This window comes from Streptomyces sp. NPDC005262, from assembly GCF_042872425.1.
GTDB lineage: Bacteria > Actinomycetota > Actinomycetes > Streptomycetales > Streptomycetaceae > Streptomyces.
In genome coordinates this window covers 184470-209430 of record NZ_JBIAKK010000005.1, presented here as the reverse complement: position 1 = coordinate 209430, position 24961 = coordinate 184470, and the positions used below count along the sequence as shown (strand labels likewise).

Sequence of the window (24961 nt, the reverse complement as noted above, 5' to 3'; positions counted from 1 at the left end):
AGCAGGCATGCCGGAAGGCAGGCCGACAATCTCAGGCACTTCATCAAGCTCCGCACACCTCTGATACACCGCAGCCACCAGAAAGGTTCCGGACCGGCCATGGCGCTCTCCCTCTACGTCGACACCGCGCGCTGGCGGGCGCACCAGAAATCCGTGCTCGACCAGTTCCCCGGGCTCGTCCCGGTCTGCAAGGGCAACGGATACGGCTTCGGTCACGAGCGGCTCGCCGACGAGGCGATCCGCTTCGGCTCCGACACTCTGGCCGTCGGCACCACCTATGAGGCGGCCCGCATAAAGGACTGGTTCAGCGGCGATCTGCTGGTGCTCACCCCGTTCCGGCGGGGTGAGGAGCCGGTGCCGCTGCCCGACCGTGTCATCCGGTCCGTGTCCTCCGTGGACGGTGTGCACGCGCTGGTAGGCGCCCGGGTCGTCATCGAGTGCATGAGTTCGATGAAGCGTCACGGCGTCAAGGAGGAGGAGCTGGGGCAGTTGCACGCCGCCATCGAGGACGTACGCCTCGAAGGTTTTGCGCTGCACCTGCCGCTGGACCGGACGGACGGCTCGGACGCGGTCGAGGAGGTCATCGGCTGGATGGACCGCCTGCGGGCGGCCCGGCTGCCGCTGCACACCATGTTCGTCAGCCATCTGCGTGCCGAAGAGCTGGCCCGGCTCCAGCAGCAGTTCCCGCAGACCCGCTTCCGCGCCCGCATCGGCACGCGGCTGTGGCTCGGCGACCACGACGCGACGGAGTACCGGGGCTCCGTCCTCGATGTCACACGTGTCGTCAAGGGGGACCGCTTCGGCTACCGCCAGCAGAGGGCCGCCTCCGACGGCTGGCTGGTGGTCGTCGCCGGCGGTACGTCTCACGGGGTGGGCCTGGAGGCCCCGAAGGCCCTGCACGGCGTGATGCCGCGGGCGAAGGGCGTCGCCCGCGCCGGCCTGGCCACGGTCAACCGCAACCTGTCGCCGTTCGTCTGGGCGGGCAAGCAGCGCTGGTTCGCCGAGCCGCCGCACATGCAGGTGTCGATCCTGTTCGTACCTGCGGACGCTCCGGAGCCGAAGGTCGGGGATGAGCTGGTCGCCCATCTGCGCCACACGACCACCCAGTTCGACCGCCTCGTCGACCGCTGAGGCGCTGGGCCGACCCGGAGAACGACCATTGAGGCCAGGGCCTCGCCGGAGGCTCGCAGCCTTCCGGCGAGGCCCTGCTCAGTCGGCGGCCGATTCGTGCGTCGCACCCCACTCCACCCACGGTCCCTCGACCGCGTGCGCCGCGTGCCGCGGCCGGTGCGTCGCCGCGTGTCCCAGTACGAAGACGTCCTCCGCGCCGTCGAGCACACCGCCCGACGGATCGTCCGACCCGTCGCTGCGTACGACGTCCCGCTCCGGCATCAGGATGTCCCGTACGACGACGGCGCAGAGGTACAGCGTGCCCAGCAGATGTACGGCGATCGCCAGCTGGTAGCCCTCCGTCGGCAGCCCCTGGTGCTTGTCGCCGCTCGTCGTGTACGCGAGGTACATCCAGATCCCCAGGAAGTACATGACCTCGCACGCCTGCCAGATGAGGAAGTCCCGCCAGCGCGGCCTGGCCAGTGCCGCAAGAGGGATCAGCCACAGCACGTACTGCGGCGAATAGACCTTGTTGGTGAGGATGAACGCCGCGACGACGAGGAACGCCAGCTGGGCGAAGCGGGGCCGGCGCGGTGCCATCAGCGTCAGCACACCGATGCCCGCGCACAGCAGGATCGTCAGCAGCAGCGAGATGTTGTTCACGGTGTCGACCGAGATGGAGATACCGGCACGCTGCGCGATGATCAGCCAGAACGAACCGAAGTCGAGCGGCCGGTCGTGGCTGAACGTGTAGAACTTCTTCCACCCCTCGGGCGCGAACACCATCACCGGCAGGTTCACCACCAGCCAGGACGCGGCCGCGCCGAGCGTCGCCACGAAGAACTCCCGCCATCTGCCCGCGCGCCAGCAGAGCACGAAGATCGGCCCCAGCAGGAATACGGGGTAGAGCTTGGCAGCCGTGGCGAGGCCGATCAGGATGCCGAACGCCAGCGCCCGCTGCCGGGACCACATGAGCATGGCCGCGGCCGTCAGGCCGACGGCCAGCAGGTCCCAGTTGATCGTCGCGGTGAGAGCGAAGGCGGGCGCCAGGGCGACCAGCAGCCCGTCCCACGGACGGCGCCGGTGCGTTCGGGCGACACACACCGCCATGACCACGGCGCAGATCATGAGCATGCCCGCGTTGACCATCCAGTACATCTGCTCGCGGTACTGCATGGAGCCGCCGGGCGTCAGCCAGGCCGCGACCTGCATGAACACACCCGTCAGAACCGGGTACTCGAGGTACTGCATGTCGCCGCTCAGCCGGTCGAAGTACGGCACGAGGCCGTCGGCGAAGCCACGCCCGACGAAGAGATGTGGAATGTCGGAGTAGCACGCGTGCGTGTACTGCGAGCTGGCGCCTCTGAACCACGCCCAGTTGTAGCAGGGCGCCTTCTGCACCATGCCGAGCGCAAACATCCCGATCGCCACCAGCGCGACGACACGCACGGGTGTGAGCGGGCCGGTACCGATCCTCGCCCAGCGTCCCGACCGCCCGCCGATCAGCTCGCTGCCGGCCGCCGCGATCTCGTCCTGCTGCGTGGGCCGTACGACGGGCCGCTCCTGGTGCACGCTCGTGTCCTCTGCGCTTGGCATGTCGCACATCCTGCCGTACGGGACTGTGGAAACGGCCAGGGCCGCCGCACCGAATGGTGCGGCGGCCCTGGGGACGTCCTCCTGCGGCTCCCCCTTCGCCGGCCTGTCGGCCGAGTGGAGCGCTTGCCTGCCGGGCGCTACCCGGCCGGACCACCGAAGATGTTGCCGTTCCCGTTCCCGTTGCCGTTCCCGTTGCCGCCGGTGCTCGTGGTACCACCGTCGGCCGCTGACGTACCGCTGGTGGTACCGGTGTCCGTACTGCCCGTACCACCGTCGGTCGTGCCGGTGGTGGTGCCTCCGCCGGTGTCCGTTCCACTGTTGGTGCCGCCGTTGTTGTTCTGGCAGTTCCAGTCCCATGCACCGCAGCTGTCGCTCGGGTCGGGAGTCGGGACGGAGGGAGTCGTCGAAGGCGTCGAGGACGGCGTGCTGGACGGGGTCTCCGAAGGCACGATGCTCGGCGTCGGGCTGGGGCTCTTCGCGCCACCGCCATAGACCGTGTCGCCCCAGGGCTCCGGCTTCGGGAAGGGCACGGGCGATATCCCGTCCAGCGCTTCGATCATGTAGTCATGCCAGATCTGGGCCGGGAACGAGGCACCGTGGATCGTCTTCTCGCCACCCGTCCCGTACATCTTCTCGAACTTACGGTTCTTGTGCTTCTCGTTGTCGTCCAGCCGGTACATGCTGATGGCCGTCGACAGCTGCGGGGTGTAACCCACGAACCAGGCGGACTTGTTGTCGTCCGTCGTACCCGTCTTGCCCGCCACGTCACGGCCGGGGAGCTGGGCCGGCGTGCCGGTTCCCTTCTCCACGACGTTCTTCAGGACGTCGGTGACGTTGTCGGCGATGGCGGGGTCGAAGGCGCGCTTGTTGACCTTCTTGTGCTGATAGATGACCTCGCCTCGGTACTTGACCTCGTCGACCGAGTACGGATCGTGCTGCATACCGCTGGTGGCGAAGGTGCCGTACGCCCCCGCCATCCGGATGGCACTCGGCTGGGACGTACCGATGGAGAAGGACGGAACGGTCGAGTCCGCCATGGAGCTGTCATCGCGCAGACCTGCGGCGATGGCGACGTCCTTCACCTTGTCGGTGCCGACATCCATACCGAGCTGGACGTACGGGGAGTTGGCAGACCACTGCATGGCCTCGCGAAGGGTGATGTTTCCCCTCGACTCATGGCCGTCGTTGGACTGCAGCCACTCCTTGCCGTTCTCATCCATCCAGACTTCACCGTTGTACTTCTTGATCTTCAACATGTCGTTGGCGTTGTAGATGCTCTTAGGCGAGACCTGGGTGCGTTCCGACTCGGCCTGGTCCGGGCCGCCGGCCGGGTCACGCTTGCCGTACTCCATCGCCGCCGTCAGCACGAACGGCTTGAAGGTCGAACCGACCTGCGCACCGGTGGTGTCGGCGTTGTTGGTGTAGTGCGTCGTCGCATCCTGGCCGCCGTAGATCGCGGCGATCGCACCAGTATTCGGATCCACCGACGCGCCACCGAACTGGACGTGCGTGTCCGTCGTGGGGCGCTGCTTCGGCTTGATCTTGCTGTCGTAGACCTTCTTGACCGCGGCGTTGAGCTTGTCCACCTTCTTCTTCACGAAGGTGGTGTGGATCTCGTATCCGCCCTGGGCGAGCTTGTCCGCGGTGATGCCCTGGGTGTTGTTGTTGAGGAAGTTCGACTTGGCCAGATCCACCAGATAACCGATCTGGCCGCCCAACTGCGCACTCTTCTTCGGCGGGTCCGGCATGGGGAACCCCTGCTTCAGGAACTTCTGGCGATCCTCGGGCTTCATCCGGCCGTCCTTCACCTCTTCCCCGAGGATCCAGGCCCAGCGCTTCTCCGCGCGGTCCCGGTTCTTCGCCGCAGTGGCCTGTATGGGGTCGTACTCAGGCGCACCTGCCGGATCGTAGTAGGTCGCGCCCTTGAGCAACGTGGCCAGGAAGGCACATTGGCTCGCGTTCAGCTTCTTGGCGTCCGTGCCGTAGTACGTACGGGCCGCGGCCTGGATCCCCGATGCACCTCGTCCGTAGTACGAAATGTTGAGGTAGTCGGCCATGATGTCCTTCTTGTCCATCGTTTTGCCGACCTTGAGCGTGATGAACAACTCCTCGAACTTGCGACTCAGCGTCTGATCCTGAGAGAGCCGCGAGTTCTTCACATACTGCTGGGTGATCGTCGAGCCACCCTGGGTCTCACCACCCTTGGCCATGTTGTAGAGGGCCCGGGCAATGCCCATGGGGTCGATACCACTGTCCGTTTCGAACGACTTGTTCTCTGCCGAGATGACAGCGTTCCGCATGGCTGCGGGGATCTGCGAGTAATCGACGATCTGACGGTTGGTCTCACCACCCGTCGCGACCATCTGCGTGTTGTCGGCCCAGTAGTAGACGTTGTTCTCCGCCCTTGCAGCATCCTTCACCTTGGGCGTGCCGACCATCGCGTACGCCAGCCCGGCGAAGCCCATGAGCAGGCCGAGGAAGCCGATGCACAGACCGGAGACGAGCTTCCACGACGGCAGCCAGCGCCTCACTCCGTACTTGCCGGCGCGCGGGTAGTCGATGAAGCGCTTCTTGGCAGGAGGCTGATTACCGCGCCCCCGGCCCCGGCCGGGGCCTTCGCGCCCGTCGCCGCCACCGCGACGGCGCCCCCCTCCGCCATAACCTGCGCCACCCCCCTCGGCGGCACGGCGCCCGCCGCGCTGGGCGGCCCTCCTGGCCTCGGCGCGTCCGCCGTACGGGCTCTCCCCGCCATAAGAATCGGAAGGTGACTCGGAAGTTACTCCGCGTGACGGCGCTGCACGGCGTCCTGAGGACGACTGGGCGGCTCGTCTGGCCGCGGCACGCCCGCCACCTTGCGGTTGCTGCGTTTTGCGACGGTGCTCGCTCATCGAACGACTACTCCTCGGGCAGGCAAGAACGCCTGGAAGCGGCAGTTGAGATCCGGTCCCCCCGAATTACGGACCAGCCCTACGACAGGCTCATCCGCAGCCGATCCGGTAGGTCCGCGATGACTGACGCGCGCGGACACCACACGGTTCCCGGTGGTCTGCATGCCGCACAGACTACGCACGGTCAAAACCCCCCTAGGGCCGAAGTTCACCCCAAATAACGCAAGTCGCTTGCTACGAATTGGTGATGTGACGCCGTTCACGACGGCCCCCCTTGTCGCAACGCGACGAGCGATCTATCGTCAGGATGTATCGAGTCGATACATCAGCTCGGCATAGGGCTCCGCGAGAGCACTCGGAGTAAGGAGGAGGCGAAGTTGAGCAGACGCTCCGGCATCCTCGAATTCGCCGTACTCGGCCTGCTCCGCGAGTCGCCGATGCACGGGTACGAACTGCGCAAGCGCCTCAACACCTCGTTGGGGATCTTCCGCGCCTTCAGCTACGGCACCCTCTACCCCTGCCTCAAGACGCTGGTCGCCAACGGCTGGTTGATCGAAGAGACAGGAAATGCTCCCGCCGACCTCCCGCCCGCCACCGGCCGTGCGGTCGCCCCTGCTTCTTCACTGGCTGGGCGCCGCGCGAAGATCGTCTACCGGCTGACGGCAGAAGGTAAGGAGCACTTCGAGGAGCTGCTCTCGCACACCGGACCCGACTCCTGGGAGGACGAGCACTTCGCAGCCCGCTTCGCCTTCTTCGGGCAGACGGAGCACGAGGTGCGGATGCGCGTGCTGGAAGGACGCCGCAGCCGGCTGGAGGAGCGCCTGGAGAAGATGCGCGCTTCTCTGGCACGAACCCGCGAACGACTCGACGACTACACACTTGAGCTGCAGCGACATGGCATGGAGTCCGTGGAGCGCGAAGTGCGCTGGCTGAACGAGCTCATCGAGAGCGAGCGGTCGGGACGGGATCAGCGACGATCCTCGCCCGAGAGCTCGGCTCCGCAGAACACAGCAGGTGAATCGGACGGCCTGCCCCGGCATCGGGGTCACACCCCGCCGGATCCGTCCGACGACACCGGCAAATGAAGTCCCGGCAGTTCCGCAGGGCCTTCATCGGAATCACCGAGAACACTCAACACAGGGAGCAACCGGAATGGGTTCGGTTCGCGTAGCCATCGTCGGCGTGGGCAACTGCGCCGCCTCACTGGTGCAGGGCGTCGAGTACTACAAGGACGCCGATCCGGCCGGCAAGGTGCCCGGTCTGATGCACGTCCAGTTCGGCGACTACCACGTGCGTGACGTCGAGTTCGTCGCCGCCTTCGATGTCGACGCGAAGAAGGTCGGCCTCGACCTCGCGGACGCCATCGGCGCGAGCGAGAACAACACGATCAAGATCGCCGACGTGCCGAACACCGGCGTGACGGTGCAGCGCGGCCACACCCACGACGGCCTCGGCAAGTACTACCGCCAGACCATCGAGGAGTCCACCGAGGCGCCGGTCGACATCGTCCAGGTCCTCAAGGACAAGCAGGTCGACGTTCTCGTCTGCTACCTGCCCGTCGGTTCCGAGGTCGCTGCGAAGTTCTACGCACAGTGCGCCATCGACGCCAAGGTCGCGTTCGTCAACGCCCTCCCGGTCTTCATCGCCGGCACCAAGGAGTGGGCCGACAAGTTCACCGAGGCCGGTGTCCCGATCGTCGGTGACGACATCAAGTCGCAGGTCGGCGCCACCATCACGCACCGCGTGATGGCGAAGCTCTTCGAGGACCGGGGCGTCGTCCTGGACCGCACGATGCAGCTGAACGTCGGCGGCAACATGGACTTCAAGAACATGCTCGAGCGTGAGCGCCTTGAGTCCAAGAAGATCTCCAAGACGCAGGCCGTCACCTCCCAAATCCGTGACCGTGAGCTGGGTGCGGACAACGTGCACATCGGCCCGTCGGACTACGTGGCCTGGCTGGACGACCGCAAGTGGGCGTACGTGCGCCTCGAGGGTCGCGCCTTCGGTGACGTTCCGCTGAACCTGGAGTACAAGCTCGAGGTCTGGGACTCCCCGAACTCCGCCGGTGTCATCATCGACGCCGTGCGTGCCGCGAAGATCGCCAAGGACCGCGGCATCGGTGGCCCGATCCTCTCCGCGTCCTCGTACTTCATGAAGTCCCCGCCGGTCCAGTACTTCGACGACGAGGCCCGCGAGAACGTCGAGAAGTTCATCAACGGCGACGTCGAGCGCTGACCCGACCGGAAACGGCGTGTCACCGTAGGAGGGCGATGAGCGGCAACGCTCCGCCTCTCCCGCATCGTTGAGGGTCCCCGGGTAATCCGCCCGGGGACCCTCAACGTATGTGACCCTTGCCCTCATGCCCGTCGTACGTGATCTGCGCGTACTCCTGCGCCTTCGGAACTTCCGTCGTCTGCTCGCCGTACGGCTCCTCTCCCAGTCCGCCGACGGCGTCTACCAGGTCGCCCTCGCCGCGCATGTCGTCTTCTCCCCGGAGAAGCAGTCATCGGCGGGAGCCATCGCCTCGGCGATGGCCGTACTGCTGCTTCCGTACTCCCTCATCGGCCCCTTCGCCGGCGTCTTCCTGGACCGCTGGCCGCGCCGCCAGGTCTTTCTGCACGGCAATCTGCTGCGCACCGCCCTCGCCTGCTGCACCGCCGTGCTGATCCTCGGCACCGCGCCCGACTGGCTCTTCTACGCCTCGGCGCTGTGCGTCACCGCGGTCAACCGCTTTGTGCTGGCCGGCCTCTCGGCTGCGCTGCCGCGGGTCGTCGACGAGGACCGGCTGGTCATGGCCAACTCGCTCTCGCCGACCGCGGGAACGCTCGCCGCCACGGCAGGCGGCGGCCTTGCCTTCGCCGTGCGTCTGGTCGCGGCGGACTCCGATGCGGCGGTCGTACTGCTGGGCGCGGGACTCTACCTGGCATCGGCGCTGGCATCCCTACGTCTTGCGGTCGATCTCCTCGGGCCGGATCCGGGCGGCCCCCGTCTCCGACTGAGGGACGCTCTGGCCACCACCGCACGGGGACTCGTCGGCGGACTGCGCCATCTGGCGGAGCGGAAGGACGCAGCAAGGGCGCTGGCCGCCATCACGGTGATCCGGTTCTGTTACGGGGCGCTGACCGTCATGGTCCTGATGCTGTGCCGGTATGCCTGGTCCGACAGCGACTCCGGTGGACTGGCCCTGCTCGGCCTTGCCGTGGGGTTCTCAGGTGCGGGATTCTTCGCGGCCGCCCTGGTGACCCCCTGGGCGGTGGAGTGGCTCGGCCGGTTCCGCTGGATGGCGACCTGTGCTGCCGCGGCCGCCGTCCTCGAACCCGCGCTGGGGTTGTGGTTCAGGCTCGGACCGATGCTGGTCGCCGCGTTCGTCCTCGGAGTCGTCACCCAGGGAGCGAAGATCGCAACGGACACCGTCGTACAGACGTCGGTGGACGACTCCTTCCGAGGCCGGATCTTCTCCCTGTACGACGTGCTGTTCAACGTGGCCTTTGTGGGTGCTGCCGCAGTAGCCGCCCTGCTCCTTCCTCCTGACGGCGAGTCGGCCGCGGTGGTGATCGGAGTTGCCGCGCTCTACGCGATCGTCGCACTAGCGATGTTCCGGTGGAGCCGCGCCACTGGTGCGCTGTAGCGTGCGTGCGCTGAAGGGAAGGACGGCGCGCATCCAGCGGACACCGCATGACTTATCCGCCACAGCAAGGCCTTGGACCCTACGGGCGGCGGTCCCACGGCCGGAGCAGACGGGCCGACCTCGAAGCCGGTAGATGCGACGAGGGGCACTGTTTCACGTGAAACAGTGCCCCTCGTCGCATCGGTCGCGTCATGTTTCACGTGAAACATAACGCCGGCTTCGACCTCAGCTCTGCGCTGCCCACCACTTCTTGAGCTCAGCGACCGCGGCGTCGCGCCCCATCGGGCCGTGCTCCATCCGCAGCTCCAGCAGGAATGCGTATGCCTTGCCGATCACCGGCCCAGGACCGACACCCAGTGTCTGCATGATCTCGTTGCCGTCCAGGTCGGGCCGGATGGCGTCCAGCTCCTCCTGGTTCTTCAGCTGCGCAATGCGCTCCTCGAGTGCGTCATACGTCCGCGAGAGGGCACTGGCCTTGCGCTTGTTCCGCGTCGTGCAATCCGAGCGAGTCAGTTTGTGCAGCCGCTCCAGCAGCGGACCCGCATCACGCACATACCGGCGAACTGCGGAGTCGGTCCACTCCCCGTCGCCGTAGCCGTGGAAGCGCAGATGCAGCTCCACCAGCTTCGAGACGTCCTTGATCATGTCGTTGGAGTACTTGAGCTCAGCCATTCGCTTCTTGACCATCTTGGCGCCCACCACCTCGTGGTGATGGAACGAGACGCGCCCGTCCTTCTCGAAGCGCCGGGTCCGCGGCTTGCCGATGTCATGGAGCAGCGCCGCGAGCCGCAGAGTCAGATCGGGTCCGTCCTCCTCCAGATCGATCGCTTGCTCCAGGACGGTCAGCGAGTGCTCGTAGACGTCCTTGTGACGGTGATGCTCGTCACTTTCCAGTCGCAGCGCGGGCATCTCCGGCAGCACCTGCTGCGCCAGCCCCGTGGAGACCAGCAGGCCAAGGCCCTTCCGGGGGTGAGCGGAGAGCAGCAGCTTGTTGAGCTCCTCACGGACCCGTTCGGCGGAGACGATCTCGATACGTCCTGCCATCTCAGTCATTGCGGTGACCACGTCGGGGGCGACATCGAAGTCCAACTGCGCGGCGAAGCGCGCGGCGCGCAGCATGCGCAGCGGGTCGTCGGAAAATGACTCCTCGGCCGTGCCGGGGGTGCGCAACACGCGCTCCGCCAAGTCCTCGCGGCCGCCGTGCGGGTCGATGAATTCCTTCTGCGGTAGCGCGACGGCCATCGCGTTGACGGTGAAGTCGCGGCGTACGAGGTCTTCCTCGATGGAGTCGCCGTAGGAAACCTCCGGCTTGCGCGAGGTCCTGTCGTACGCCTCTGACCGATACGTGGTGACTTCGATCTGGTAGCCGTTCTTCTGGCACCCCACCGTGCCGAAGGCGATACCGACCTCCCACACCGAGTCCGCCCACGGACGGACGATCTTCAGGACGTCCTCGGGGCGGGCATCAGTGGTGAAGTCCAGATCGTTCCCCAGCCTGCCGAGAAGCGCGTCCCGGACCGAGCCGCCAACCAGGGCGAGACTGAATCCGGCATCCTGGAAACGGCGGGCGAGGTCGTCGGCGACCGGGGACACCCGCAGCAGTTCACTGACTGCACGGTGCTGCACCTGGGTCAGGGCACTGGAAATGTCATTGGCGTTCGGCACAACAGAAAAGGGTACGTGCCCGGACCGGCCCGGGCGTCATCGTTTCTTTTCGCCCTGCAAGACTCTCCCGATCACCAAGCGCACTCCCCAGCACGTGACCCGGGCGCACATCGTTACCATGCGGGGACGCAGCAACCGACAACGATCGACAGCAGCTGACTACGACGAGGGACGGACAGGCGCGTGGCCGAGGCGGCAGACATTCAGGGGATCAGTCACTCTCCTGCCCGCCGGTGGCTGCGGCGCACAGCCTCCGTGATCCTCGGAGCGCCGCTCGTCGCCACTCTGCTGGCCGGTCCGGCCGTGCACGGGGCGCAGGCCGACGAGGCGAGCAAGGCTCCGGCCGGATCCAGCACCGTCGACGTGGCCCTGGACTCCCTGGCCCCCAGCGCGCCGGTGAAGGGGGACACACTCACTGTCTCCGGCACTTTGACCAACAGGAGCAAGGAAACGGTCACCGATGCCCGGGTCGACCTGCGGGTGGGGCCGCGACTGTTCGGCAGGACGTCCATCGACGCGGCAGCCGAACGCACGGGGTATGTGCCCGGCAGCGATCCGGCGGCGATCGGCGGCAAGTACGCGCTGAAGATCGCGAAACTCCCGTCCGGGGTCACGCAGAACTTCACGCTGTCCGTGCCCGTAGGCAAGCTGGGGCTCGACGACGCCGGTGTCTACCAGTTCGGTGTCTCGCTGTCCGGACAGACCTCTCGTGTCCCGTACGAGCAGGTGCTCGGCATCGAGCGCACCTTCCTCCCCTGGCAGGAGGACGAGAGTGATTCCAGGACCCGGATCACCTATCTCTGGCCACTGATCGCATCAGCCCACCTCACCGCCGAGACGGGTTCCGACGAGCAGCAGACCCCGGTCTTCGCGGACGACGACCTCGCCGCGGAGCTCGCACCGGGCGGGCGCCTCGAGCAGCTGGTCTCGCTGGGCAGCCAGCTGCCTGTGACCTGGGTGATCGATCCGGATCTGCTGGCCGGTGTCGACGCGATGACGAAGAGCTACCGCATCAAGGTCGGCGACACCACCATCGCCGGGAAGAACCAGGACATCGCCAAGCAGTGGCTCACCAAGCTGGAAACAGCCGTGGCGGACCACAAAGTCGTCGCGCTGCCATTCGCCGACCCGGACCTGGCATCCCTCGCTCACCGCGGAAAGAACGTCTCGGGGAGCCTCAGCCATCTTCAGAACGCCACCGAGGTCGCCGGCCCGACGGTGGAGACCGTCCTGCATGTGAAGCCGTCGACGGACTTCGCGTGGCCGGTCGAAGGCGCCATCGATCCATCGATCGTCGATGTCGCCACATCGGCCGGTGCGCACAACGTGATCGCCCGCAGCGACAGCCTCCAGGAGACCGGGGGGCTGCCGTACACGCCGAGCGCGGCCCGGCCGATCGGCGGCGGCACCACCGCTGTCGTCGCCGACTACCGGCTCTCCAGAGCTTTCGAAGGCGACATGTCGAACGCGGGGAATTCCACCCTCGCCGTTCAGAAGTTCCTTGCCACGACCCTGGCGCTGAACGACCAGGACGCGGACGACGAGCGCAGCATCGTCGTCGCACCGCAGAGGATGCCGACCGCCGCTCAAGCACAGTCGATGGCGCGCGCCCTGCACGCCCTCGACGACGAACGGTGGACGCAACCCCTCGACCTGGTGGACGCGGCCGAGGCGAAGCCCGACGCCGACGCGACAACGAGGGTTCCCGGGACTTCCCAGTACCCCAGGAAGCTCCGCAGCCAGGAGCTGCCCACCCAGGCCTTCCAGGACATCAAGGCCACCCAGGCCTCGCTCGACAGCTTCCGGGTCATCCTCACCCAGCCCGAGCGGGTCGTGACCCCCTTCGGGAACGCGATCAACCGGTCCATGTCGACCTCGTGGCGCGGCAGGCCGCTGGAGGCACAGCAGTACCGGGACGCGGTACGCACGTACCTGCACGGCCTCACCAACGAGGTACAACTCATCTCCAAGTCGGACGTCACCCTGTCCGGCCGCAGCGCCACCATCCCGGTGACCGTGCAGAACAAGCTGGTGCAGGGTGTCGATCACCTTGTTCTCCGGCTGAGGTCGGACAACGCGACGCGGCTCAAGCTGAACGACGGCGGCGCGATGGCGGAGAAGCCGATCCGCATCGCGGGCGGCCACAGCCAGTCCGTGAAGTTCGACGCCGCCGCGAACGCCAACGGCCAGGTGCAGGTGAGGGCGCAGCTCTACACCGAGGACGGCACGCCGTACGGCGAGGAGATGACCTTCACGGTGAAGGTCTCCGAGGTCACACCGACCGTGCTGCTGGTGATCGCCGGCGGACTGTTGCTGCTGGTCCTCGCGGGCATCAGGATGTACACCCATCGCAAGCGTGCCAATGCGGACGGCACGTCCGGAGGCGACGGCGGTGAACCCGAGCAGCCGAGTGACCCGACGCCGGACACCGGTCCGGAAAGCGGGGAGCCGTCGGGCACTGGTGAGAAAGTGGACCGTTGAGCGATGTCTGTCGTGGCCGGTCGGCCGGGGACAATGAGGTGGGGTATCGATGAACGCGCCGTACGACGGTGACCGCGGTCAGGGTGCGGGCGGAGCCGGGCCCTCCGATGGATCCCCGACGCCTTCGGACCCGGGTCGGACGGATCCCGCGCCGGACCCGTACCTCCAGGACGCGTACGACCGCGATCCCTACCGCGCCCAGGACCTCTCCGCCCAGGACCCGGTGGCCGAGGTGCTGTACGACCGCGCCGCACACCCGCCCCCGCCCCCTGGCACATACCAGCAGCCGCAGCCGCTCTACCAGCAGCCGCCCGCGGCGCAGTACGCCCCCGATCCTCGCGTCTGGGCGCAGACCCCGCCGCCCGAGCCCGCCGGGCCGTCCCGGCACCTGCCGTACGGCGAAGACGCGGCAACCACCCAGTTCGTCGGCGTCGACGACCTCGTCACCCAGGCGTCCGAGGGCCACGACGGACCGGACGCGTTCGCGCACCTGTTCCGGGATCAGGAGGGGCCGGCCGGGCCCCCCGTTCCGCCCGAGCCCGAACCGGCTCCGGCGCCGGTCCCGCCGAAGTCCGGCGGCCGGGCTTCCAGCTTGCTGAAGTCCAGCGCGGTGATGGCGGCCGGCACCCTGGTGTCCCGGCTCACCGGATTCGTACGCAGCCTGGTGATCACCGCTGCGTTGGGTGCGGCGCTGCTCGGTGACAGTTTCACCATCGCGTACACGCTGCCGACAATGATCTACATCCTCACCGTCGGCGGCGGACTCAACTCGGTCTTCGTTCCACAGCTCGTCCGTTCCATGAAGGACGACGAGGACGGCGGCGAGGCCTACGCCAACCGTCTGCTGACCCTTGTGATGGTCGCGCTCGGCGTGATCGTGGCGATCGCTGTCTTCGCCGCCCCCTTGTTGATCCACCTGATGTCGAGCACGATCGCGAACGATCCTGCGGCCGACAACGTCGCCACCACGTTTGCCCGGTACTGCCTGCCCACCATCTTCTTCATGGGTGTGCATGTGGTGATGGGCCAGATCCTGAACGCACGCGGCAGGTTCGGCGCGATGATGTGGACCCCGGTCCTCAACAACATCGTCATGATCTTCACGTTCGGCATGTTCATCTGGGTCTACGGCACCTCCGCCGAATCCCACATGGGTGTGCAGACGATTCCGCCGGAGGGCATCCGGCTGCTGGGTATCGGCACGCTGCTCGGTCTGGTCGTCCAGGCCCTGGCGATGATTCCGTATCTGCGCGAGGCCGGCTTCCGCTTCCGTCCGCGCTTCGACTGGAAGGGCCACGGCCTCGGTAAGACGGTCAAGCTGGCCAAGTGGACCGTCCTGTTCGTCTTCGCCAACCAGGCTGGTGTCCTGGTCGTCACGCAGCTGGCAACAGCGGCCGGGAAGGCTTCCGGCCGGAACGGCGCGGGTTTCCTCGCCTACTCCAATGCCCAGCTGATCTGGGGAATGCCGCAGGCGATCATCACCGTCTCGGTCATGGCGGCTCTGCTGCCCCGTATCTCCCGCGCCGCCCACGACAACGACCCCGGCGCGGTCCGTGACGACATCTCCCAGGGACTGCGCAACTCCGCCGTGGCAATCGTGCCGGTGGCCTTCGCGTTTCTCGCGCTCGGCGTCCCGATGTGCACCCTGCTGTACTCGTCCAGCGGCACCGAGGCTGCCCGGTCCATGGGCTTCATCCTGATGGCGTTCGGACTCGGCCTCATCCCGTACTCCGTGCAGTACGTCGTGCTGCGCGGCTTCTACGCGTACGAGGACACCCGCACGCCGTTCTACAACACGGTCATTGTCGCGGGGGTCAACGCTGCCGCCTCCGCTCTCTGCTACGTGGTCCTTCCGGCCCAGTGGGCGGTCGTCGGCATGGCGGCCTCGTACGGGCTGGCCTACGCCGTCGGCGTGGGCATCGCCTGGCGTCGACTGCGCAACCGGCTGGGCGGCGACCTGGACGGCGCCCATGTCGTGCGTACGTACGCCCGCCTGTGCCTCGCGGCGATCCCCGCAGCGGTCATCGGCGGCGGCGTGGGCTTCGCCCTCCTGCTGAGCCTGGGCGAGGGTGCCCTCGGTTCGCTGGTCGCATTGATCTTGGGCGGGGCCGCGCTCATGGGGGTCTTCTTCGTCGCTGCGAAGCGCATGCGGATCGAAGAGATCAACGGCATGGTCGGTATGGTCCGCGGACGGCTCGGACGCTGAGGCCCGGCGGCCCGCACAACCATCGCCGGTCTCCGTGTGTCGTGCATAGCGCTGGAGTGTGGGCACAATTGGCGTGACTGTGCAGAGCTGGCTGGCATCGCGCAACGGATGGGGAGGCAGGAACGACGGTGGCGGAACGTAGCACGGCTGCCGTCGACGTGGCCGACAACAGCGGTGATGAACCGCTGACCGCCAAGGCGGACGAGGCCACGACCGACGGGACGACAGAAGCCCAGGACACGGAGGGCACAAGCCCTCAGGACGCCGACGGTGAGCGAAGCAGCTCTGAAGCCGCCGCAGCGACCCCGGACCTGCACAGCGGTCACAAACTGGCCAGACGCTACCGGCTGGAGGAGTGCGTCACCCGACTGGACGGATTCAGCAGCTGGCGTGCTGTCGACGAGAAGCTGCGCCGCGCAGTGGGTGTGCACCTACTCCCTGCGGACCATCCACGAGCCCGTTCCGTGCTGGCCGCGGCCCGGTCATCCGCGCTGCTCGGGGACCCGCGTTTTGTGCAGGTCCTTGACGCGGTCGAGGAGGACGACCTCGTCTACGTCGTCCACGAATGGCTCCCCGACGCCACCGAGCTCACAGCTCTGCTCGCCGCCGGTCCGATGGACGCTCACGACGCCTACCAGTTGGTCAGCCAGGTATCCCAGGCCATGGCGGCCGCGCACCGCGAGGGCCTCGCGCATCTGAGGCTCACCCCGGGCGCGGTACTGCGGAGCTCGACCGGCCAGTACCGGATCCGCGGCCTCGCCGTGAACGCCGCCCTGCGCGGCATCACCGCCGACGGTCCGCAGCGCGCGGACACCGAGGCGATCGGTGCCCTGCTCTATGCCGCATTGACGCAGCGCTGGCCGTACGAGATCGATGCCTACGGTCTCACCGGGCTCCCCAAGGGTGTGGGGCTGATCGCCCCAGACCAGGTGCGGGCCGGAGTCCACCGCGGTCTCTCCGAACTCGCCATGCGCGCCCTCGTCAACGACGGGGCCACCGCCTCCCGGCAGGAGCAGCCGTGCACCACGCCGGACGAGCTGGCCAAGGCGGTCGCGTCGATGCCCCGCATCCGCCCGCCGGAGCCCACCTTCACGGCTCCGCCGGAGTACCAGCGCACGACCTATCAGCAGGGCAGCTACGGGCGTCCGCCCGCCGGCCCCGGCGTTCCCGTGACGCAGCCCGTGCTGGTCACACCGCCGCCACCGCTCCAGAGTCGCACCGGCAAGGCGCTCAAGTGGGCCGTGTCAGCCCTCCTCATCGCGGCCCTGGGCCTCGGCAGCTGGCAGCTCGCGGAGACGCTCCTGGACCGCGGCAAGGAGACGGACGACCCGGGAACCACACAGACGGATCCGGAGAACGGTGACAAGCCTTCTCCTGCCCCGGCCAAGCCGCTGAGGCTCAGCGGTGCGACAGAGTTCATGCCCAGCGGGTCGGGCATCAAGCAGCAGGACGCACCGAACGCCGTCGACGGCAAGTCCGACACTGCCTGGATCACCCCCAGGTACGACGGCTACCCGAATTTCGGGAACCTCGCGCCCCGCAGAGACGGCAGCGGCATAGTCGTTGACCTGGGCAGTGTCCAGAACGTCAGAGGCATCAAGGTCCAGCTGTACCGCAGCGGCCAGAAAACCGAAGTGCTCGCAGCTGCCGAGGATGCCTCCGCCCCGTCGTCGCTTTCGGATTTCCCGCAGCGCCTCACCAAGCTGAGCAAGGCAGGAAGCAGCCTGGAGGAGACGCTCGCCAAGCCCGTACGCACCCGCTACGTGCTGATTCATGTCACCGAACTCCCACCGGACGGGTCGGCAAGCTCCTTCCGTGGCGGGATCTCGGAGATCTCCGTACTCGGCTGACCGGTCAGGCCGGCAGGGATCGTCTTCCTTGCCGGCCTGCTGCATGTCCGGCTGCTGATGACCGCAGCCGTCGCTGAACGGATCTTCCTCATCTCTATGCCGCAGGGCATACGAATCGTGATAGACAGGCGGCCCCGACGCACAGAGGGAGGGAGGGGAGGTGGCCTCCGAGCCGTCAGAGCCACTCAGCGACTCAGACCTCCTCGCTCGCCATGTAGCCGGTGAACCGGATGCTTTCGGTGAGCTCGTCCGACGCCACCGAGACCGCCTGTGGGCCGTGGCACTAAGGACCCTGGGGGACCGTGAGGAAGCGGCCGATGCGGTCCAGGACGCCCTGGTCTCCGCCTTCCGGGCCGCCCACACCTTCCGTGGTCAGTCCGCCGTCACCACTTGGCTGCACCGCATCACAGTCAACGCATGCCTCGACCGGGTCCGTAAAGCCGCCACACGCAAGACCTCACCCGTCGACGACACCGAGCGGCTCGAGCAGCTTCTCGAGCCTCACGAGTCCGCCGAGGCGCCGGCCGAGCGCCAGGATCTGCACCGTGAACTTCTGGCAGCGCTCGGCACCCTTCCCGCCGAGCAGCGCGCCGCTCTTGTCCTCGTGGACATGCAGGGCTACCCGGTGGCCGAGGCCGCCCGCATCCTCGACGTACCGACCGGCACGGTGAAGAGCCGCTGCGCGCGGGGCCGGGCCCGGCTCGCTCCTCTGCTCGTCCATCTGCGCAGCGAGGGCGGAGAGGCCAGTGAACTCAGCCCCGGAAGGAACCGGACGCAGAGAGCATCCGTCCCACCCGCGTCGGGGCCGAGCGACACAGGAACCAGTGATCCTGCCGGAGTGAAGGGCGGAGGTGGACGCACATGACATCAACAGCCGACACGACCCAGCACCCGGACGTCTCAGAGATCTCCGACCTCACCGAAGGACTGCTGTCTGCGTCCCGCACGGCGGAAGTACGCCGTCACGTGGACGAGTGCGGAATCTGTGGAGAGGTCCTGGCCACTCTCGAAGAGATCCGTGAGCTGCTCGGCGCCCTGCCTGGCCCCGAGCGCATGCCCGACGACATCGCAGACCGGATCGATGCCGCACTCGCCGCCGAACTACTTCGCGCCTCGGACGGCGCAGCAGATGTTTCACGTGAAACAGAGGCCGATCAGGAAGCCGGAGATCAGGAGACAGAGGGCCCGGAGTCACGTGCCGGGGAGACGCAGCCCGCCCTTGAGGACCGTCCTACGGGACACCCGCGGGCCACCACCGGCCCCGGTCGACGACCCGCACGCCGACGACGCCGCGGGATCGTTCTCGGCACAGCCGTCGGGGCGGCCGTCGTCGGCGTCAGCGTCCTCATGCTGCAGACGGTCCAGAATTCCGCGGACTCTGCAGGGGCCAGCAAGGCCACGGCTGCGGACAGCGGCGTCAGTTCCCCCGAGGACGGGGTGAACGCGTTCTCAGGTTCTCCACTCAGCGGACGCGTGGAAGCGCTCCTGGACGACACTGGCATGCCCGCCTCGGGGGAATCGGACGAGAAGCGAGCGCCATCCGTCGAGATGCAGTCGACACCCGATACCGAGTCCCCCGAGTCCTCCGCGGCCAGAACGCCGCTGCGCACCCCCGCCGTGACAGTCCCTTCCTGCATTCAGCAGGGCATCGGACGAAGGACTGCCGCTCTCGCCATCGAGGAAGGTACCTATGAGGGAACCCACGCCTACCTCGTAGTCCTGCCGCACCGGACCGACGCGACGCTCGTCCAGGCCTATGTCGTGGATGCCAGCTGTGTCGACGCAGACCCCACGGGCAAGGGCGAACTGCTCCTGACCCACACCTACGCCCGCCCCTGAATAGCGTGCCGGGCGCCGCTCCGGCACGTCGGGAATGCATCCCCCGTAGGATCCGTTGGGTGGGGTGTGAGTCGTTGAACCGACCCCATTAGGCGTGGACAGTAGGCAGTCTGCAGAGACGAGGAAGAAACCCGTGAGCGACGTCCGTAATGTGATCATCATCGGCTCCGGCCCTGCGGGCTACACCGCGGCCCTCTATACCGCGCGTGCGTCGCTGAAGCCTCTGGTGTTCGAGGGCGCCGTGACCGCTGGTGGCGCTCTGATGAACACCACCGACGTGGAGAACTTCCCGGGCTTCCAGGACGGGATCATGGGCCCCGAGCTCATGGACAACATGCGCGCCCAGGCGGAGCGGTTCGGCGCCGAGCTCATCCCCGACGATGTGGTTGCCGTCGATCTGGCCGGTGACATCAAGACCGTCACCGACACGGCGGGCACGGTACACCGCGCCAAGGCCGTCATCGTCACCACCGGCTCTCAGCACAGGAAGCTCGGCCTGCCGAACGAGGACGCCCTCTCCGGACGTGGTGTCTCCTGGTGCGCGACCTGTGACGGCTTCTTCTTCAAGGACCAGGACATTGCCGTGGTCGGCGGTGGCGACACTGCCATGGAGGAGGCAACGTTCCTCTCCCGCTTCGCCAAGTCGGTCACGATCGTCCACCGCCGCGACTCGCTGCGGGCCTCCAAGGCTATGCAGGAGCGGGCCTTCGCAGACCCGAAGATCAAGTTCGCCTGGGACAGCGAGGTTGCCGGTGTCCACGGCGAGCAGAAGCTCTCCGGCCTGACTCTGCGCAACACCAAGACCGGCGAGACGTCCGAGCTCGCGGTCACCGGTCTTTTCATCGCTGTCGGCCACGACCCGCGTACGGAGCTCTTCAAGGGCCAGCTCGACCTCGATGACGAGGGCTACCTCAAGGTCAGCGCTCCGTCGACGCGCACCAACTTGACCGGTGTCTTCGGTGCCGGCGACGTCGTCGACCACACCTACCGGCAGGCCATCACCGCTGCCGGGACCGGCTGCTCCGCCGCCCTCGACGCCGAGCGCTTCCTTTCTGCGCTCGCCGACGAGGAGAAGGCCGCTGCGGCAGCCGCCTGATCCACGCCTCTCACCCCACACCCCGCAAAGTTAAGGAGGCCGCCGTGGCCGGCGCCCTGAAGAACGTGACTGACGACTCCTTTGACGAGGACGTCCTGAAGAGCGAGAAGCCCGTACTGGTGGACTTCTGGGCCGCATGGTGCGGCCCGTGCCGCCAGATCGCCCCGTCTCTGGAGGCAATCGCGGCCGAGCACGGCGACAAGATCGAAATCGTCAAGCTCAACATCGACGAGAACCCGGCCACCGCTGCCAAGTACGGCGTGATGTCCATCCCGACGCTGAACGTGTACCAGGGCGGCGAGGTCGCCAAGACCATCGTCGGCGCCAAGCCGAAGGCCGCCATCCTCCGCGACCTCGAAGGCTTTATCGCCGAGTAGCACCACGGTCCGCTGTTTCACGTGAAACGGGTCCATCCCTTAGGGATGGACCCGTTTCACGTTCTCGTGCGGTCTTCGATCACAACGGGCGCAGCGCCGGCTCCTTCTGTACCGCACCCAGCAGCCGGTCCAGCGCCAGTTCGACGTCTTCCTTCCACGAGAGCGTCGTGCGCAACTCCAGTCTCAGCCGCGGATGTGCCGGATGCGGACGTACGGTCTTGAAGCCCACCGCCAGCAGATGGTCCGCCGGGAGCACACACGCCGGTTCCTTCCACCGGGCATCCCCGAACGCCTCGATCGCCTTGAATCCCCGTCGCAGCAGATCCTTGGCGACGGTCTGCACCATGACGCGACCCAATCCCTGGCCCTGGTAAGCCGGCGTGATCCAAGCAGTCATCAACTGCACGGCGTCGGGGGAGACCGGGCTGGTGGGAAAGGCGGTCGAGCGCGGCACATACGCCGGTGGCGCATAGAGAACGAAGCCGACCGGCACGTCGTCCACATAGACGACACGGCCGCAGGAGCCCCATTCCAGAAGGACAGCTGAGATCCAGGCTTCCTTCTCCAGCTCCGGGGTCCCTGCCTTTATCGCAGCTTCCCCACTGACCGGATCAAGCTCCCAGAAGACACACGAGCGGCACCGCTTGGGGAGATCGGGAAGGTTATCCAGTGTGAGCGGTACGAGCCGCCGTCCCATGAAGGCTGTTCCTCGCTTCCTTCGCCCGCCGCATCGCGTGCGGCGGCCAACGCGCTCCGTTCACGGAGCAGGCCGCCGACAAATCCTCCGACAGCCCCCAGGCCCAGCCCCACTGTCACCAGTTGGCTGCGGCTCACTGATCGCATGGCCCTCCCTCCGCCGAGGTGGATCAAGCTGATGTGCCATACCAGAACGAATCGTATCCACCCGGAGATGAAGTCGATACCGTGAGAAAGCAAAGGGCGGGCTGTATTCCGGCATGTTGCGGAATACAGCCCGCCCCGACGAATCGCCGGACGTCAGCTCTCGCCGTCCTCGGCAGTCTCGTCGGAGAGACCTCGCTCCAGCACGCGGCCCTCGCCTGGCGCCAGGCTGCCGAGAATGCGGTCCAGATCTTCCATCGAGGCGAACTCGACGACGATCTTTCCCTTCTTCTGTCCGAGGTCGACCTTCACCCTGGTCTCGAAGCGGTCGGAGAGCCGGGATGCAAGGTCGGAGAGCGCGGGCGACAACCGGCCGCCGGCTCGAGGCCCCTTGGACTTGGGAGCACCGCTGGGGCGGGAGCTCATCAGCGTCACGATCTCCTCGACCGCTCGCACCGAGAGCCCTTCGGCCACGATGCGATGGGCCAGCCGGTCCTGCTCCTCGGAGTCGTCCACGGACAGCAGCGCCCTCGCGTGACCGGCGGACAGCACTCCGGCAGCGACCCTGCGCTGCACCGGCGGAGACAGGCGCAGCAGCCGCAGCGTGTTGGACACCTGCGGACGGGAGCGCCCGATCCGGTCGGCCAGCTGGTCATGCGTGCACTTGAAGTCCTTGAGCAGCTGGTCGTACGCGGCCGCCTCCTCCAGCGGGTTCAGTTGAGCCCGGTGCAGGTTCTCCAGGAGCGCGTCCAGAAGCAGCTTCTCGTCGTCCGTGGCCCGGACAATGGCCGGGATCCGTTCCACACCGGCCTCACGACAGGCCCTCCAGCGCCGCTCGCCCATGATGAGCTCGTAGCGTTCCGGCCCTAGCTTCCGCACGACCACCGGCTGGAGCAGCCCGACCTCCTTGATGGAGGTGACCAGCTCCGCAAGCGCGTCCTCGTCGAAGACCTCACGCGGCTGACGAGGGTTCGGAGTGATGGTTCCGATGGGAACCTCCGCGAAGTACGCCCCGGCGGCATCCGTCGGCTCCGCGGACGACTCGGACTCCGCGGGTGCACTCGGCTCCGGCACCACGGGAGCAGCCGTGAGTGTGGTCACCTTCGCGGCGGCCACGCCTCGCTCGGTGGTCATCACCGGGATCACGCTCGACGAGTCCGCACCCGCTCCGGAGGCCGACACCTGACGTTCCTGCGGGGCAGCGGGAATCAGTGCACCGAGCCCACGCCCCAACCCTCTACGACGCTCACTCACTGGATCCCCTCCGAAATGTTCTGCTGGCTGTTCTGGCTGCCCGTCTGGGCATGCTGAGCCTCGTAATGCACCCCGACCCCCCGAAAGGCGATCTCACGAGCGGCTTCAAGATACGACAGGGACCCGCTGGAACCCGGATCGTAGGTCAACACCGTCTGTCCGTAGCTCGGCGCCTCCGAGATCCGCACGGATCGAGGAATGCTTGTGCGCAGCACCTCCTTACCGAAGTGGCTGCGCACCTCCTCCGCCACCTGGGAAGCGAGCCTGGTCCTGCCGTCGTACATGGTGAGCAGGATGGTCGACACGTGCAGATCGGGGTTGAGGTGCCCCCGAACGAGGTCGACGTTCCTCAGCAGCTGCCCCAGTCCCTCCAGCGCGTAGTACTCGCACTGAATAGGAATCAGTACCTCGGCGCCGGCGACCAGAGCATTGACCGTCAGCAGACCGAGCGAAGGCGGGCAGTCGATGAGGATGTAGTCCAACGGCTGCTCATACGCCTGAATCGCCCGCTGCAGTCGACTCTCCCGCGCCACCAGCGACACCAGCTCGATCTCCGCACCGGCGAGATCGATGGTGGCGGGGGCGCAGAAGAGACCTTCGACGTCCGGGACGGGCTGAACCACGTCGGAGAGCGGCTTGCTCTCGACCAGGACGTCATAGATGGAGGGGACTTCTGCATGGTGATCAATGCCCAGCGCCGTCGAGGCGTTGCCCTGCGGGTCAAGGTCGACCACGAGAACGCGCGCGCCGTGAAGGGCCAGCGAGGCGGCAAGGTTGACCGTCGTAGTGGTCTTGCCGACCCCGCCCTTCTGGTTGGCCACCACCATGACGCGCGTCTGGTCAGGACGTGGCAGCCCCTCTCCGGCACGGCCGAGGGCCTCGACGGCCAGCTGGGCTGCACGACCGATGGGGGTGTCATCCATCGGCGGCGGTGTTTCACGTGAAACACCGTCCCCCGCCGATTCGGTTCGGGGACCGGGGACCGGATCGGTCATCGGTCCCGCGATGTTGGCGTCGGACCGCACGGATTCACTCTCCTCGACTTCAGACTCGCAATGAGCAGAGCCTGCCATGCTTTCGGGGTCGCGAACCAGCGAGGCCCACTCTTCTGTGGATGAATCCACTTCTGTGGACAACCCCGTAGCCCTAACGGGCTTGCGATGCCGTGGCGCGGCAGCCGCACGACCGCGACTGATGATTCCATGCAGCAGAGAGCGACGTTTCACGTGAAACACGATGCCCCTGCAGCGTAGCTACAGGGGCACGACACTCCGCATGCGGTACATATGGCCGCTTGCGCGGAGCATCACTGGTAAACGGCGCGAACCGCATGTAACGGGCCATGTCCCAGCGTCACGACACGCCCTCAGCGGCGCCGCCGCGTACGGCTGACCCTGGCAGCCTTCGCCCTCTTTGCGGCGAACCTCACACCGCCCGGGCTCTCACCGACCACCACCCGCACCACAGTGGACATCGGTTCGACCACGCCCTCACCGACGTGCAGCACCTCGGTGTCCACCACGCCGAGCTTACTCAAGGCCGCACGCGCCCCGCTGATCTCCTCCTCGGCGGTGTCGCCTTTGAGCGCGAGCATCTCACCGTAGGGACGCAGCAGTGGCACGCCCCAGCCCGCCAGCCGATCGAGGGGGGCCACGGCGCGGGCGGTCACGACATGAACCGGCTGCAGCGTCCCCAGGACCTCCTCGGCGCGGCCGCGGACGACCGTCACGTGGTCCAGCCCCAGCAGCTCGACCACTTCCTGAAGAAAATTCGTCCGTCGAAGCAGCGGCTCCAGCAGGGTGATCTTCAGATCCGGACGCACCAGCGCCAACGGAATCCCCGGGAGACCGGCGCCGGAGCCCACATCGCAGACCGTGACCCCCTCCGGCACGACCTCGGAGAGCACCGCACAGTTCAGCAGGTGCCGCTCCCACAGCCGTGGCACCTCACGAGGACCGATCAGCCCTCGCTTGACCCCGGCATCGGCAAGCAGTTCCGCGTAGCGGACAGCCTCCGGGAAGAACTCACCGAACACCGCCCGCGCCCCTTCGGGCGCCTGGGGAAGTTCTACCTCCGCCGTCACGGGAACCGTCCTTCCGTACCGCATTACCGCACTGTGGGTGGCTGACTA

The 24961-nt window shown here is 67.1% G+C and carries 18 protein-coding genes; 11 read left to right on the top strand and 7 right to left on the bottom strand.

Going from position 1 to position 24961, the window contains the following annotated elements:
* Window positions 1-99: 99 nt before the first annotated feature.
* Window positions 100-1131 (top strand): alanine racemase, encoded by a 1032-nt coding sequence (locus ACFYP5_RS16145; RefSeq protein ID WP_030973776.1) that lies wholly within the window; start codon window positions 100-102, stop codon window positions 1129-1131.
* 78 nt (window positions 1132-1209) lie between these two features.
* Here the strand turns inward: ACFYP5_RS16145 and ACFYP5_RS16140 are convergent, their stop codons facing one another.
* Together ACFYP5_RS16140 and ACFYP5_RS16135 are read right to left on the bottom strand one after the other, a co-directional pair.
* Window positions 1210-2706, bottom strand: coding sequence for a glycosyltransferase family 87 protein (locus ACFYP5_RS16140; RefSeq protein ID WP_389035742.1), 1497 nt, complete (start codon window positions 2704-2706; stop codon window positions 1210-1212).
* A 137-nt stretch (window positions 2707-2843) separates the two neighbouring features.
* A complete protein-coding gene (locus tag ACFYP5_RS16135) occupies window positions 2844-5594 on the bottom strand; it encodes a transglycosylase domain-containing protein (protein ID WP_389035739.1) in 2751 nt (916 codons plus the stop codon).
* Between the two features lie 377 nt (window positions 5595-5971).
* On the opposite strand from ACFYP5_RS16135, the gene ACFYP5_RS16130 reads away from it, so the two are divergent.
* The 3 genes from ACFYP5_RS16130 to ACFYP5_RS16120 all read left to right on the top strand — a co-directional run bounded on the left by ACFYP5_RS16130 (window position 5972) and on the right by ACFYP5_RS16120 (window position 9222).
* On the top strand, window positions 5972-6679 hold the full coding sequence (locus ACFYP5_RS16130) for a helix-turn-helix transcriptional regulator (RefSeq protein ID WP_327422764.1): 708 nt from the start codon (window positions 5972-5974) through the stop codon (window positions 6677-6679).
* A 67-nt stretch (window positions 6680-6746) separates the two neighbouring features.
* Window positions 6747-7829, top strand: a complete 1083-nt coding sequence (locus tag ACFYP5_RS16125) for an inositol-3-phosphate synthase (protein WP_328888095.1) — start codon at window positions 6747-6749, stop codon at window positions 7827-7829.
* A gap of 124 nt (window positions 7830-7953) precedes the next feature.
* Window positions 7954-9222 carry an MFS transporter gene (locus ACFYP5_RS16120; protein WP_389035735.1) on the top strand — a complete coding sequence of 423 codons (1269 nt, stop codon included), beginning with the start codon at window positions 7954-7956 and terminating at the stop codon, window positions 9220-9222.
* Between the two features lie 225 nt (window positions 9223-9447).
* Here the strand turns inward: ACFYP5_RS16120 and ACFYP5_RS16115 are convergent, their stop codons facing one another.
* Window positions 9448-10887, bottom strand: a complete 1440-nt coding sequence (locus ACFYP5_RS16115; protein WP_389035732.1) for a CCA tRNA nucleotidyltransferase — start codon at window positions 10885-10887, stop codon at window positions 9448-9450.
* 183 nt (window positions 10888-11070) lie between these two features.
* Between ACFYP5_RS16115 and ACFYP5_RS16110 the strand changes: the two genes are divergently transcribed.
* The 7 genes from ACFYP5_RS16110 (at window position 11071) to trxA (ending at window position 20736) form a co-directional block, all read left to right on the top strand.
* A complete protein-coding gene (locus ACFYP5_RS16110) occupies window positions 11071-13368 on the top strand; it encodes a DUF6049 family protein (protein WP_389035729.1) in 2298 nt (765 codons plus the stop codon).
* 49 nt (window positions 13369-13417) lie between these two features.
* Window positions 13418-15574 (top strand): murein biosynthesis integral membrane protein MurJ, encoded by a 2157-nt coding sequence (murJ, locus tag ACFYP5_RS16105; protein WP_389035726.1) that lies wholly within the window; start codon window positions 13418-13420, stop codon window positions 15572-15574.
* 128 nt (window positions 15575-15702) lie between these two features.
* Window positions 15703-17424: a protein kinase family protein gene (locus tag ACFYP5_RS16100; RefSeq protein ID WP_389035723.1), complete on the top strand. Its 1722-nt coding sequence runs from the start codon at window positions 15703-15705 to the stop codon at window positions 17422-17424.
* Window positions 17425-17584: 160 nt separating this feature from the next.
* Window positions 17585-18289 (top strand): RNA polymerase sigma factor SigM, encoded by a 705-nt coding sequence (sigM, locus tag ACFYP5_RS16095; RefSeq protein ID WP_389035720.1) that lies wholly within the window; start codon window positions 17585-17587, stop codon window positions 18287-18289.
* On the top strand, window positions 18286-19263 hold the full coding sequence (locus ACFYP5_RS16090) for a hypothetical protein (RefSeq protein ID WP_389035717.1): 978 nt from the start codon (window positions 18286-18288) through the stop codon (window positions 19261-19263). The genes sigM and ACFYP5_RS16090 overlap by 4 nt, the downstream gene beginning before the upstream one ends.
* Before the next feature lie 133 nt (window positions 19264-19396).
* Window positions 19397-20359, top strand: coding sequence for a thioredoxin-disulfide reductase (trxB, locus tag ACFYP5_RS16085; protein ID WP_389035714.1), 963 nt, complete (start codon window positions 19397-19399; stop codon window positions 20357-20359).
* Window positions 20360-20403: 44 nt separating this feature from the next.
* Entirely contained in the window at window positions 20404-20736 is a 333-nt protein-coding gene (gene trxA / locus ACFYP5_RS16080; RefSeq protein ID WP_030930508.1) for a thioredoxin, read from the top strand.
* Between the two features lie 79 nt (window positions 20737-20815).
* Here the strand turns inward: trxA and ACFYP5_RS16075 are convergent, their stop codons facing one another.
* From ACFYP5_RS16075 to rsmG, 4 genes are all read right to left on the bottom strand, one after another.
* On the bottom strand, window positions 20816-21433 hold the full coding sequence (locus ACFYP5_RS16075) for a GNAT family N-acetyltransferase (protein ID WP_389035711.1): 618 nt from the start codon (window positions 21431-21433) through the stop codon (window positions 20816-20818).
* 299 nt (window positions 21434-21732) lie between these two features.
* Entirely contained in the window at window positions 21733-22830 is a 1098-nt protein-coding gene (locus ACFYP5_RS16070) for a ParB/RepB/Spo0J family partition protein (RefSeq protein WP_389035708.1), read from the bottom strand.
* Window positions 22827-23903 carry a ParA family protein gene (locus tag ACFYP5_RS16065; protein ID WP_389036179.1) on the bottom strand — a complete coding sequence of 359 codons (1077 nt, stop codon included), beginning with the start codon at window positions 23901-23903 and terminating at the stop codon, window positions 22827-22829. The genes ACFYP5_RS16070 and ACFYP5_RS16065 overlap by 4 nt, the downstream gene beginning before the upstream one ends.
* A gap of 293 nt (window positions 23904-24196) precedes the next feature.
* A complete protein-coding gene (rsmG, locus tag ACFYP5_RS16060) occupies window positions 24197-24913 on the bottom strand; it encodes a 16S rRNA (guanine(527)-N(7))-methyltransferase RsmG (protein ID WP_030973746.1) in 717 nt (238 codons plus the stop codon).
* Between the last annotated feature and the right edge of the window lie 48 nt (window positions 24914-24961).